General features: G+C 45.7%; 8 protein-coding genes. All 8 read left to right on the plus strand.

What is annotated here, in order from left to right; translation table 11 throughout:
• The first annotated feature begins 131 nt into the window (after positions 1-131).
• Positions 132-4,232 (plus strand): DNA-directed RNA polymerase subunit beta, encoded by a 4,101-nt coding sequence (gene rpoB / locus ACYVGZ_RS04660; RefSeq protein ID WP_460751909.1) that lies wholly within the window; start codon positions 132-134, stop codon positions 4,230-4,232.
• Positions 4,233-4,297: 65 nt separating this feature from the next.
• Complete coding sequence (gene rpoC / locus ACYVGZ_RS04665) at positions 4,298-8,500, plus strand: DNA-directed RNA polymerase subunit beta' (protein WP_460751912.1); 4,203 nt, start codon at positions 4,298-4,300, stop codon at positions 8,498-8,500.
• Positions 8,501-8,637: 137 nt separating this feature from the next.
• Entirely contained in the window at positions 8,638-9,009 is a 372-nt protein-coding gene (gene rpsL, locus ACYVGZ_RS04670; RefSeq protein ID WP_036163109.1) for a 30S ribosomal protein S12, read from the plus strand.
• A gap of 92 nt (positions 9,010-9,101) precedes the next feature.
• On the plus strand, positions 9,102-9,575 hold the full coding sequence (gene rpsG, locus ACYVGZ_RS04675) for a 30S ribosomal protein S7 (RefSeq protein ID WP_460751915.1): 474 nt from the start codon (positions 9,102-9,104) through the stop codon (positions 9,573-9,575).
• Between the two features lie 21 nt (positions 9,576-9,596).
• A complete protein-coding gene (gene fusA, locus ACYVGZ_RS04680; RefSeq protein ID WP_460751918.1) occupies positions 9,597-11,690 on the plus strand; it encodes an elongation factor G in 2,094 nt (697 codons plus the stop codon).
• Between the two features lie 35 nt (positions 11,691-11,725).
• The gene (gene tuf, locus ACYVGZ_RS04685) at positions 11,726-12,949 is read left to right on the plus strand and encodes an elongation factor Tu (protein WP_460751920.1); all 1,224 of its coding nucleotides are present in this window, start codon (positions 11,726-11,728) and stop codon (positions 12,947-12,949) included.
• 212 nt (positions 12,950-13,161) lie between these two features.
• Positions 13,162-13,473 carry a 30S ribosomal protein S10 gene (rpsJ, locus tag ACYVGZ_RS04690; protein WP_012071937.1) on the plus strand — a complete coding sequence of 104 codons (312 nt, stop codon included), beginning with the start codon at positions 13,162-13,164 and terminating at the stop codon, positions 13,471-13,473.
• Positions 13,474-13,602: 129 nt separating this feature from the next.
• On the plus strand, positions 13,603-14,241 hold the full coding sequence (rplC, locus tag ACYVGZ_RS04695; protein ID WP_460751925.1) for a 50S ribosomal protein L3: 639 nt from the start codon (positions 13,603-13,605) through the stop codon (positions 14,239-14,241).
• Position 14,242: the final 1 nt, after the last annotated feature.

Below are 14,242 nucleotides of genomic sequence, written 5' to 3' on the forward strand. Positions count from 1 at the left end.
TTTGCCACCGGCCTTTTTGGGTTTTCGATAACTCAAATAAATTAAGATTTTTTATGAGAGAACAATCTCTCATTAATGGTAGGGCCTGATTTAGGCCTTTTGCGTCAATGTGCACAAGCTGGGGAATGTTGATGGCTTACTCATATACTGAGAAAAAACGTATCCGTAAGGACTTCGGTAAACTGCCGCCCGTTTTGGATGTGCCATACTTACTGGCAATTCAGCTTGAATCCTACCGTAATTTTTTGCAAGAGGGTAAAGCCCTTGCAGAGCGTGGGGAATTAGGCCTGCATGGGGCCTTTAAATCTGTCTTTCCAATGGTGAGCTTTTCTGGCAACGCGGCACTTGAATATGTCGATTACCGTCTAGGTAAGCCAGTTTTTGATGTTAAAGAGTGTCAGTTGCGTGGTGTTACCTACGCGGCACCTTTACGTGTTCGTGTTCGTCTTATCATTTACGATAAAGAGTCTTCGAACAAGGCAATCAAAGACATCCGTGAGCAAGAAGTATACATGGGTGAAATTCCACTCATGACAGAAAACGGTACCTTTGTTATTAACGGAACGGAGCGTGTAATCGTTTCTCAGTTACACCGTTCTCCTGGTGTGTTTTTTGACCATGACCGTGGTAAAACTCACTCTTCAGGTAAATTGCTCCATTCTGCGCGCGTAATTCCTTACCGTGGTTCTTGGTTGGATTTCGAGTTCGATCCAAAAGATTGCGTCTTCGTTCGTATCGACCGTCGTCGTAAATTGCCTGCAACAATTTTATTGCGTGCATTAGGTTATGGTACTGAAGAGATCCTAGAGACCTTCTTTGATACTACTCGATTCTACTTGAGCCGTGATGGCTTCGAGATGGATCTGATCGCAAACCGTCTCCGCGGCGAGACAGCATTGTTTGATATTGTAGATGCAAATGGTGAGCTGATCGTAGAAGAAGGCCGTCGTATTACGGCGAAGCATATTCGAGTAATGGACAAAGCAGGCCTAGAGCGTCTGAATGTTCCATTGGAATACATGCTGGGTAAAGTAACTGCAAAAGACTTCATCCACCCTGCAACGGGTGAGTTGATTGCTGAAGCAAACACTGAATTGTCTGTCGATCTTTTAGAAGCGTTGGTTTCTGCTGGTATTGAAGAAATAGATGTGTTGTACACGAATGACCTAGATAATGGTCCATTTATTTCTGACACTCTACGTATTGATCCAACTAACAATCAGTTAGAAGCTCTAGTAGAAATCTACCGCATGATGCGCCCTGGTGAGCCGCCAACCAAAGAGTCGGCTGAAGGCTTGTTCCAAGGCTTGTTCTTCTCTGAAGATCGCTACGATCTTTCTGGTGTAGGTCGAATGAAATTCAACCGCCGCCTAGGACGTGAAGAAGACACAGGTGCAGGTATTCTAGATAATGACGATATCGTTGCTGTCCTAAAGACATTGCTTGATATTCGTAATGGTAACGGCATGGTGGATGATATCGACCACCTAGGTAACCGCCGAGTTCGTTCTGTTGGTGAAATGGCAGAAAACCAATTCCGTGTTGGTCTAGTACGTGTAGAGCGTGCTGTGAAAGAGCGTTTATCTATGGCTGAAGCAGATGGTCTTATGCCACAAGATCTGCTTAACGCTAAGCCTGTTGCTGCGGCAATCAAAGAGTTCTTTGGTTCTAGCCAATTGTCTCAATTCATGGACCAAAACAACCCGTTATCTGAAGTAACACACAAACGTCGTGTATCAGCTTTAGGGCCTGGTGGTTTGACTCGTGAGCGTGCTGGCTTTGAGGTGCGTGACGTACACGCTACTCACTACGGCCGTGTATGTCCTATCGAGACACCGGAAGGACCAAACATCGGTTTGATTAACTCTTTGTCTACTTACGCACGTACGAATAGCTATGGTTTCTTAGAAACACCGTACCGTAAGGTTGTAGATGGCAAAATGACTGATGAAACAGTCTATGTTTCTGCGATTGATGAAGCGAAATACGTTATTGCCCAAGCTTCTGCATCAGTAGATGAAGAAGGGCGTTTGGTTGATGAGTTGGTGCAGGTTCGTCATATGCACGAAACCACACTGATTCCAAAAGAAAAAGTAAACCTAATGGACGTATCACCACGTCAGGTTGTTTCTGTAGCGGCATCTTTGATCCCATTCCTTGAACACGATGATGCTAACCGAGCCCTAATGGGATCGAACATGCAACGTCAAGCAGTACCTACATTGAAGGCTGATAAGCCAGTAGTAGGTACGGGTATGGAACGTAATGTTGCGAAAGACTCTGGTGTTTGTATCGTTGCTAAACGTGGCGGTGTGATTGAGTCTGTTGATGCTAGCCGAATCGTTGTTCGAGTTAACTCTGAAGAAACGATCGCCGGTGAAGCGGGTGTAGATATCTACAACTTAACGAAATACGTTCGTTCTAACCAGAATACCTGCATTAATCAGCGTACTTTGGTCATGAAAGGTGAGAAAGTAGCATCAGGCGATATTATGGCTGATGGTCCTTCTGTGGATATGGGTGATTTGGCCTTGGGTCAAAACATGCGTATTGCCTTCATGCCTTGGAACGGTTTTAACTTTGAGGATTCCATCCTTGTATCAGAGCGTGTGGTTGAAGAAGACCGCTTCACCTCTATTCACATTCAGGAACTTACCTGTGTGGCGCGTGATACTAAGCTTGGGCCTGAAGAAATTACCGCGGATATCCCGAACGTTGGTGAAGGTGCACTGTCTAAGCTGGATCAATCAGGTATTGTTTACATCGGTGCTGAAGTAGAGCCTGGTGATATCTTGGTTGGTAAAGTAACACCGAAAGGTGAAACACAGCTAACGCCTGAAGAGAAGCTATTGCGTGCTATCTTCGGTGAAAAAGCATCTGACGTTAAAGATACGTCTCAGCGTGTTAAGACTGGTACTCGCGGTACTGTTATCGATGTACAAGTATTCACTCGTGACGGAATTGAAAAAGACGAGCGTGCTAAATCTATTGAGAAAGCGCAGCTTGATCAGGTTCGTAAGGACTTGAACGAAGAATTCCGTATTGTTGAGAAAGCCACCTTCGAGCGTTTAGCGGAAGCTTTGGTTGGACAACAAGCAGAAGGCGGCCCAGGTTTGGCTCGCAATGCTGTTATCACAGAAGAGTACTTAGCGAATCTTGATCACCCAGAGTGGTTCAAAATTCGCGTTGCCCATGAAGAAGCTAGTGAGCAGCTTGAAAAAGCTCAAGCCGCTTTAGTTGAGCGTCGCAAAGAGCTTGACGCTAAGTTTGAAGATAAAAAACGTAAACTTCAAACGGGTGATGACCTAGCTCCTGGTGTGCTTAAAATCGTTAAAGTCTACGTTGCTATCAAACGCCGTATTCAGCCTGGTGATAAAATGGCTGGCCGTCACGGTAACAAAGGTGTTATCTCTAAGATCATGCCTGTTGAAGATATGCCTTACGACGAAAATGGCGACCCAGTTGATATCGTATTGAACCCACTTGGTGTTCCTTCGCGAATGAACGTAGGTCAGGTACTAGAAACTCACTTGGGTGCAGCATCTAAAGGTTTGGGTCGTAAGATCAACGAGATGTTGGCCGTTGAGCGAGAGAAAGCAGCTGCTGTAGCCGAATTACGGGGCTTCCTAGACGAAGTTTACAATGGCTATGAAGGTGACTTGCAGTGTGCTCGTACTGAAGATCTAGCTTCTTTCACTGATGAAGAGATCCTAACCTTGGCTGAAAACCTTAAAGGTGGTGTGCCAATGGCGTCGGGTGCTTTTGATGGTGCGAAAGAAGCAGAAATTAAGCGCATGTTGCGTTTGGCTGGTTTGAATGAAAGTGGTCAGGTGCGTTTGTTTAACGGCCGTACTGGTGAAGCTTTTGAGCGTCCTGTAACTGTAGGTTACATGTACATGCTTAAGTTGAACCACTTGGTTGATGACAAAATGCACGCTCGTTCTACTGGTTCTTACAGCTTGGTTACTCAGCAACCATTGGGTGGTAAAGCTCAATTCGGTGGTCAGCGTTTCGGTGAGATGGAGGTGTGGGCACTAGAAGCTTACGGTGCTGCATATACACTACAAGAAATGTTGACAGTGAAATCCGATGATGTGAACGGTCGTACTAAGATGTACAAGAACATCGTAGACGGCGATCATCGTATGGAACCTGGCATGCCTGAGTCCTTCAACGTATTGGTTAAAGAGATTCGCTCTCTTGGTATCGATATTGAGTTGGAAAACGAATAAGCACGAATCACATGTGACCTGCTGGGGAGTACTGCTCCCCAGCCTTAAGAGTGGGGCGAATATCCATGAAAGACTTATTAGGTCTTCTAAAATCACAGGGACAATCAGATGAGTTTGATGCAATCCGTATCGGCCTAGCATCACCTGATATGATTCGTTCATGGTCTTACGGCGAAGTTAAAAAGCCAGAGACCATTAACTACCGTACGTTTAAACCAGAGCGTGACGGCCTGTTCTGTGCCAAAATCTTTGGTCCTATTAAGGACTACGAATGTTTGTGTGGTAAATACAAACGTTTGAAACACCGTGGTGTTATTTGTGAGAAGTGTGGTGTTGAAGTAGCTCTGTCTAAAGTGCGTCGTGAGCGCATGGGGCATATTGAGCTTGCATCGCCAGTTGCTCATATTTGGTTCTTAAAATCTCTTCCTTCTCGTATTGGTCTTATTCTAGATATGACCTTGCGTGATATTGAGCGTGTTTTGTACTTTGAATCCTTCATCGTGATCGATCCAGGTATGACAACGCTAGATAAAGGCCAATTGCTAAACGACGAACAGTACTTTGAAGCGCTAGAAGAGTTCGGTGACGAATTCGATGCCCGCATGGGTGCAGAAGCGGTTCAAATGTTGCTGCGTGATTTAGACATGCCTGAAGAAATCAACCAAATGCGTGAAGAGTTGAGTAGCACAAACTCTGAAACACGTATCAAGAAGCTTTCTAAGCGCTTGAAGTTGGTTGAAGCATTCTACCATTCTGGAAACAACCCAGAGTGGATGGTATTGGAAGTTCTTCCGGTTCTTCCACCGGATCTTCGTCCATTGGTGCCACTAGAAGGTGGTCGCTTTGCGACGTCTGATCTAAACGATTTATACCGTCGAGTGATTAACCGTAATAACCGTCTAAAACGTTTACTTGAGCTATCTGCTCCAGACATCATCGTACGTAACGAAAAACGTATGTTACAAGAGTCTGTTGATGCCTTGCTTGATAACGGACGTCGTGGTCGTGCTATTACAGGTTCTAACAAGCGTCCATTGAAATCTTTGGCTGATATGATCAAAGGTAAGCAAGGTCGTTTCCGTCAAAACTTGCTTGGTAAGCGTGTTGACTACTCAGGTCGTTCTGTAATTACTGTGGGTCCTTCTTTGCGTTTGCACCAATGTGGTCTGCCAAAGAAAATGGCCCTAGAGCTATTTAAACCGTTTATTTTCTCTAAGCTTGAATTGCGTGGCATGGCGACGACAATCAAGGCTGCGAAAAAAATGGTTGAACGCGAAACGCCTGAAGTATGGGATATCTTGGATGAAGTTATCCGTGAACACCCAGTAATGTTGAACCGTGCGCCAACACTTCACCGTTTGGGTATCCAGGCGTTTGAACCTATGTTGATCGAAGGTAAAGCGATCCAGTTGCACCCATTAGTATGTGCGGCTTACAACGCTGACTTCGATGGTGACCAAATGGCAGTTCACGTACCTCTGACTCTTGAAGCACAGCTTGAAGCGCGTACTTTGATGATGTCTACGAACAACATCCTGTCTCCTGCTAACGGTGAACCTATTATCGTACCTTCTCAGGACGTGGTATTAGGTCTGTACTACATGACACGTGAGAAAATCAATGCCAAAGGTGAAGGCATGGCGTTTTCTGACATTAAAGAAGTACACCGTGCATACGGCGCGAAGCAAGTTGAGCTTCACGCGAAAGTTAAAGTGCGTATCAACCAAGTAGACACCACACTGGAAGGCGAAAAAGTAGCTTCTACCTTTATTGCTGATACGACAGTGGGTCGTGCGTTGTTGTTTGATATTGTGCCTGATGGCCTACCTTTCTCAGTGGTTAACCAACCAATGAAGAAGAAAGCTATCTCGAACTTGATTAACGAGTGTTACCGTCGTGTTGGTCTAAAAGAAAGCTGTATTTTTGCTGACCAATTGATGTACACCGGTTTCCAATACGCGACAGCTTCTGGTTCTTCTGTAGGTGTAGATGACTTTGTTATTCCACCTGAGAAAGCTGATATCATCGCTCAAGCAGAAGCTGAAGTTAAAGAGATTGAATACCAATACGCAGATGGTCTGGTAACGCAAGGCGAGAAGTACAACAAGGTAATTGACTTGTGGTCTCGTACAAACGAAACCGTTACTGAAGCTATGATGAACAACCTGGCGAAAGAAACGACTGTCGATAAAGAGGGGAATGAGGTTGAACAACAATCTTTTAACTCTGTTTATATGATGGCTGACTCCGGTGCCCGTGGTAGTGTTGCTCAGATGCGTCAGCTAGGTGGTATGCGTGGTCTGATGGCGAAGCCAGATGGTTCCATCATCGAGACACCAATCACCGCGAACTTCCGTGAAGGTCTATCTGTACTACAGTACTTTACCTCTACTCACGGTGCTCGTAAGGGTCTTGCTGATACTGCCTTGAAAACAGCGAACTCAGGTTACTTAACGCGTCGTCTTGTAGACGTTGCCCAGGACTTGGTTGTTACTGAAACAGATTGTGGTACATCTAACGGTATTAACGTTAGCGCCATGATTGAAGGTGGCGATGTTGTTGTGCCTCTGGGTCAACGTGTGCTGGGTCGTGTTATTGCTCAGGACGTTCTAGATTCAAAAGGTAACCTAGTATTACCTGCTGGTACTTTGATTGATGAACATGACGTACGTACCCTTGAAACAGCGGGTGTGGACGAAATGATTACGCGCTCTGTAATTACTTGTGAAACACGCCACGGTGTGTGTGCTAAGTGTTACGGACGTGATCTAGGTCGTGGTCATCAGGTTAACATCGGTGAAGCAATTGGTGTTGTGGCAGCGCAATCGATTGGTGAGCCAGGTACTCAGCTTACCATGCGTACCTTCCACATCGGTGGTGCGGCATCTCGAGCTTCTGCTGTAGACAGCGTGCAAGTGAAGAGTGCGGGTACTATCCGTTTCCACAAAATGAAGAGTATCGAGCGTGAGACTGGCCAGCTTGTGGTGGCTTCTCGTTCTTCTGAGTTGGCTGTGGCGGATGAGTCTGGTCGTGAGAAAGAGCGTTACAAGCTTCCTTACGGTGCAGTATTGTCTGTGCGTGAAGGTGATGCAGTTACCGCTGGTCAAGTAGTGGCTAACTGGGATCCACATACACACCCAATTGTATCTGAGATGCAAGGCCGTCTTGAATTTAGTGGTATGGAAGAGAATGTTACCATTCGCCGTCAATCTGATGATATGACGGGTCTAACGACCATCGAAGTTCTTGAAATCAAAGACCGTCCATCTGCAGGTAAAGATTTGCGTCCAATGATCTCTGTGGTTGATGCAGAAGGGAATCCAGTATTGATTCCTGGAACAGATTCTCCTGTGCAGTACATGCTGCCAGAGAAAGCATTGCTAAGCTTGGATCATGGTGCAGAAGTTAAATCTGGTGAAGTGTTGGCTCGTATTCCTCAGGAATCTCAAGGTAACAAAGATATCACCGGTGGTCTGCCACGAGTGGCTGACCTATTTGAAGCGCGCCGCCCGAAAGATCCAGCTGTTATGGCTGAGGCATCTGGTGTGGTTAGCTTCGGTAAAGAAACAAAAGGTAAGATCCGTTTGGTTATCACACCACAAGATGGCAGTGACCCAATCGAAACCTTGATTCCTAAGTGGCGTCAAATCAACATCTTTGATGGTGAAGAAGTGGAAAAAGGCGAGATCATCGCTGATGGCCCTCTGAGCCCGCATGACATCTTGCGCTTGAAAGGTGTAGAAGCATTAGCTGACTACATTACGAACGAAGTGCAAGAAGTTTACCGTCTACAGGGCGTTGTGATTAACGATAAGCACATTGAGGTTATCGTTAACCAAATGCTTCGTAAGGTAGATGTTGGTGAGTCTGGTGATACAGATCTTATCCAAGGAGACCAAGTTGAGTTGACTCAAGTGCTTGATGCAAATGAGAAGGCTGAAAGCGAGGGTAAATTCCCTGCGAAATACGAGCGTGTATTGCTTGGTATCACAAAAGCTTCTTTGGCTACTGAGTCTTTCATCTCTGCAGCGTCCTTCCAAGAGACCACTCGTGTCTTAACAGAAGGTGCGGTAACAGGTAAGAAAGATCACTTGCGTGGCTTAAAAGAAAACGTTGTAGTAGGTCGCTTGATACCAGCTGGTACAGGTTTGGCTTACCACAATGAGCGTAAGAATAAGAAAGATCTTGCGCAAGCAGCGAAGGATGGAATTTCAACAGTCAGTGCTTCTGAAGTAGAAGAAGCACTAAGTGCTGCCCTGAAAGACTAAAAAATTGCTGTTAAATGGCTAGGGAGGTGATTTTTTAGTCACCTCCCTATTGACTGTTTTATAGGCGCAAATTAAACTTGCGCCTCCTTATTTTTGGCGATTTCCGCCATGAGAATTGGATCTGTGGAGTTTGTCTAATGGCAACAGTTAACCAGTTGGTTCGTAAACCACGTAAGCGTAAAGTGGTAAAAAGTGACGTTCCTGCGTTACAAGCTTGTCCGCAACGCCGCGGTGTCTGCACACGTGTATATACTACTACCCCTAAAAAGCCTAACTCGGCTTTGCGTAAAGTATGTCGTGTTCGCTTGACCAACGGCTTTGAAGTAACTTCCTACATCGGTGGTGAAGGTCACAACCTGCAAGAACACAGCGTAGTGCTGATTCGCGGCGGTCGTGTAAAAGACCTTCCAGGTGTTCGTTACCACACAGTACGTGGTAGCTTGGATACTTCAGGCGTTCAAAACCGTAAGCAAGGCCGTTCTAAGTACGGTACTAAGCGTCCTAAGTAAGTTTTACTTAGTCATCGTTTAGAAACAAATTTTTAATACAGTAAGGCCGAGCAGTTTTAATTGTCTCGGGCTAACCTGAAGAGGATATAGATATGCCTAGAAGACGCGTCGTCGCGAAGCGTGAAGTCCTTCCGGATCCTAAACACGGAAGCCAACTTCTTGCTAAATTCATCAACCATGTAATGGTTAGTGGCAAGAAATCTGTAGCTGAAAGCATTGTATACAATGCACTAGATGCAGTTGCAGCACGCGCTAAAACAGAAGAGCCAATGGGTATCTTCGAAAAAGCACTAGAATCCATCCAGCCTATGGTAGAGGTTAAATCTCGCCGTGTAGGTGGTGCGACTTATCAAGTACCTGTAGAAGTACGCCCAGCTCGTCGTGTAGCTTTGTCTATGCGTTGGTTGGTTGAGTCTTCACGTAAGCGTGGTGAGAAATCCATGGCTCTACGTCTAGCAGGTGAGATTATTGATGCGGCTGAAAACAAAGGTTCTGCGGTTAAGAAGCGTGAAGACGTTCACCGTATGGCTGAAGCCAACAAAGCTTTCTCGCACTACCGTTTCTAATCGTTCGGAGCAACAAACACAGTGGCACGTAAAACACCTATCAACCGCTACCGTAATATCGGTATTTGTGCACACGTTGATGCAGGTAAAACGACGACAACTGAGCGCATTCTTTTCTATACTGGTCTGTCCCATAAGATTGGTGAGGTGCACGATGGTGCGGCTACCATGGATTGGATGGAGCAAGAGCAAGAGCGCGGCATTACCATAACATCAGCAGCGACAACCTGTTTTTGGAGTGGTATGAGTCAACAATTTGACCAGCACCGTATCAATATTATTGATACGCCTGGGCACGTAGACTTTACCATTGAGGTAGAGCGTTCTTTACGTGTTCTTGATGGTGCCGTTGTTGTGCTCTGTGGTTCCTCTGGCGTTCAGCCGCAAACCGAAACTGTTTGGCGTCAAGCCAATAAGTATGAAGTTCCTCGTATGGTGTTCGTCAATAAGATGGACCGTACCGGTGCAAACTTCTTTTCGGTGGTTGAGCAGCTTAAAGACCGTTTAAATGCCAATGCTGTTCCTATTCAAATTAATATCGGCGCGGAAGAGGACTTCCGTGGTGTGGTTGATTTGGTATTGATGAAAGCCATCATGTGGAATGAACAAGATCAAGGTATGACTTACACTTTGGAAGACATACCTGCTGACCTTGTTGATGAAGCACAGGAGTGGCGTGAGCAGATGGTCGAAGCTGCAGCTGAAGCAGATGATGAGCTTATGGATAAATACCTTGAAGAAGGTGATCTATCCGTCGAAGACATTAAGCGTGGTTTGCGTATCCGCACTTTAGCCAATGAAGTTGTCTTGGTTTCTTGTGGTTCAGCTTTTAAGAATAAAGGTGTGCAAGCTGTTCTTGATGCGGTAGTAGAATATATGCCTTCGCCGCTTGAAGTAAAAGCGATCGAAGGCACGCTCGAGGATGGAGAAACTGTTGTATCTCGTTCTGCTGATGATGAGGCACCGTTCTCAGCATTAGCGTTCAAGATAGCGACGGATCCTTTCGTTGGTACGCTCACATTTATTCGAGTGTACTCTGGTACCTTGAAATCGGGTGATGCTGTTTACAATTCCGTGAAGCAGAAGCGTGAGCGCATTGGTCGCATGGTTCAGATGCATGCCAATAATCGTGAAGAGATCAAGGAAGTGTTAGCGGGCGACATCGCTGCCACTGTGGGAATGAAGTTCGTGACTACAGGTGACACCCTTTGTGATATGAACGATGTGGTAGTGTTGGAACGAATGGAGTTTCCAGAGCCTGTTATTTCTGTTGCGGTTGAGCCAAAGTCTCAAGCGGACCAGGAAAAAATGAGCGTTGCGTTAGGTAAACTGGCGCAAGAAGATCCATCTTTCCGTGTGGAGACACATGAAGAGACAGGTCAAACTATTATCTCTGGTATGGGTGAGCTGCATCTTGATATTCTTGTCGACCGTATGCGTCGTGAGTTCAAGGTGGATGCGAATATTGGTAAGCCCCAAGTATCCTACCGAGAAAAAATTCGCAAAGAAGTGGAGATTAATCACAAATTTGCGCGTCAATCTGGTGGTCGTGGTCAATACGGTCACGTCGTGATGAAGTTGATTCCTTCTGATAAAGAAGGGCTTGAGTTCGTTAACGAGATTGTTGGGGGTGTTATTCCAAAAGAATACATTCCTGCAATAGAGAAGGGTATTTCTGAGCAAATGAAGAATGGTGTGATCGCTGGGTATCCATTATTGGGTATTAAGGTCGTATTATTCGATGGTTCTTACCATGATGTTGACTCTAACGAAATGGCCTTTAAAATTGCTGCTTCGCAAGGTTTGAGAAAAGGCGCGTTGGATGCAGATCCATGTGTCCTTGAGCCTGTAATGAAAGTGGAAGTTGTAACCCCTGAAGAGTACATGGGTGACGTGATGGGAGACCTGAATCGTCGTCGTGGACTTGTCCAGGGGATGGACGATTCCCCGTCAGGGAAGATAATCCGCGCTGAAGTACCTCTCGGGGAAATGTTCGGTTATGCAACTGACGTGCGTAGCTTGTCGCAAGGGCGTGCAAGTTATGCAATGGAGTTTGAGAAATACGCTGAAGCACCGGCTAGTGTGGCAGACGCGATCATCAAAAATGAAGATTAATCATCATACTTACTAATTCTTAAGGTGTATGTATCATGGCAAAGAGTAAATTTGAACGTAGTAAACCGCACGTTAACGTTGGCACAATCGGTCACGTTGACCACGGTAAAACAACTCTAACAGCAGCACTTACTCGTGTATGTGCAGAAGTATTCGGTGGCGAAAAAGTAGATTTCGCTAACATCGATAACGCTCCAGAAGAGCGTGAGCGTGGTATCACTATCGCGACTTCTCACGTAGAGTACGATTCTAACGATCGTCACTACGCACACGTAGACTGCCCAGGACACGCCGATTATGTTAAAAACATGATCACTGGTGCTGCTCAAATGGACGGCGCTATCCTTGTTTGTGGTGCAACTGATGGCCCTATGCCTCAGACTCGTGAGCACATCCTTCTTTCTCGTCAAGTAGGTGTACCTTACATCGTTGTATTCCTAAACAAAGCTGATCTATTGGCTGAAGACTGTGGCGGTGCGGATTCTGAAGAATACGCTGAAATGCTAGAGTTGGTTGAAATGGAACTACGTGACCTTCTTTCTGAGTACGACTTCCCAGGTGATGACACTCCAATCATCCCAGGCTCTGCCCTAATGGCATTGAACGGCGAAGACGACAACGAAATGGGTACAACGGCTGTTAAGACTCTTGTTGAGACTCTTGACTCTTACATCCCAGAGCCAGAGCGTGCTATCGACGGTTCTTTCATCATGCCTATCGAGGACGTTTTCTCTATCCAAGGTCGTGGTACTGTAGTAACTGGTCGTGTAGAGCGCGGTATCATCAAAGTTGGTGAAGAAGTTGAAATCGTAGGTATCAAAGAAACTACGAAAACAACTTGTACTGGTGTTGAAATGTTCCGTAAGCTTCTAGACGAAGGTCGTGCGGGTGAGAACTGTGGTATTCTTCTACGTGGTACTAAGCGTGAAGAAGTTCAACGTGGTCAAGTATTGGCTCAGCCTGGTTCTATCACTCCTCACACTGAGTTCGAAGCTGAAGTATACGTTCTAGGTAAAGATGAAGGTGGTCGTCACACTCCATTCTTCAAAGGTTACCGTCCTCAGTTCTACTTCCGTACTACTGACGTAACTGGTGCTTGTGAGCTACCTGAAGGTGTAGAAATGGTTATGCCTGGTGACAACGTACAAATGTCTGTTACTCTAATTCACCCAATCGCGATGGACGAAGGTCTACGTTTCGCGATCCGTGAAGGTGGTCGTACAGTAGGTGCTGGTGTTGTTGCTAAAGTACTAAAATAATCGCTTGGCCGAATTAATCGGCTTCTAGCAATTATTTGAAAAAAGGCTGTTCGTTTTGCGAACAGCCTTTTTTGTATCTGGTGAGATGGCTTTTTTAAATTGGTTACTTGACAACCAGTTTTTGAATGGCTAATATTCGCCGTCCTTAAAAAAGGATTGTGGCCTAATAAATGTACAGTTAGGTCATCTAAACACTGTATTTGGAGTTGGAAATGCAAAGCCAAAAAATCCGTATTCGTCTGAAAGCATTTGATCACCGTCTGATTGATGCTTCAACACAAGAAATTGTGGACACAGCGAAACGTACCGGTGCGCAAGTGCGTGGACCGATTCCACTTCCTACTCGCAAAGAGCGTTACACAGTATTGATTTCTCCACACGTAAACAAAGATGCGCGTGATCAGTATGAAATCCGTACTCACAAACGTGTTCTAGACATCGTTGAGCCAACTGAAAAAACAGTTGATGCTCTAATGAAGCTAGACCTTGCGGCAGGCGTGGAAGTACAAATCTCTTTGGGTTAATCCCCAAAGTCTTAGGGGTGCGAGAACCGGCTGGTTATCAGTCGGCTTATGCACTAATAGTGGAACGATCTGGAATGGTCGGCCGTAGCGGGTGATAGCCCCTTACACAACTGGCAAACGAGGTAAAAAATGGCTATTCAATTAGTCGGACGCAAAGCCGGAATGACACGTGTCTTCAACGAAGATGGTGTATCCGTGCCAGTAACCGTTATCGAAGTAGAACCGAACCGCGTTACTCAGGTGAAAACTGCAGAAACTGATGGCTACCAAGCTGTGCAAGTTACTGTCGGTACTCGCCGCTCTAACCGTGTCAACAAAGCAGCAGCAGGTCACTTTGCTAAAGCTAGCGTTGAAGCGGGTCGTGGTTTATGGGAGTTCCGCTTGTCTGGTGACGAGAAAGAAATCAATGTTGGTGATGAGCTAACTGTAGCTGATTTCGAATCTATCCAATTGGTTGACGTAACTGGTCAATCGAAAGGTAAAGGTTTTCAAGGTGCCATTAAGCGTCATAACTTCTCTATGCAAGACGCTACACATGGTAACTCATTGTCTCACCGTGCACCTGGTTCCATCGGTCAATGTCAAACACCTGGTCGTGTTTGGAAAGGCAAGAAGATGGCTGGCCAAATGGGTGCAGCACAAGTCACTACTCAATCACTAGAAGTGGTTCGTGTAGATGCAGAACGTAACCTTATTCTTGTAAAAGGTGCGGTTCCTGGTGCTGTAAACGGTGATGTTATTCTTCAATCAGCTGTTAAAGCTCGCTAAG

The organism is Marinomonas epiphytica, from assembly GCF_054780655.1.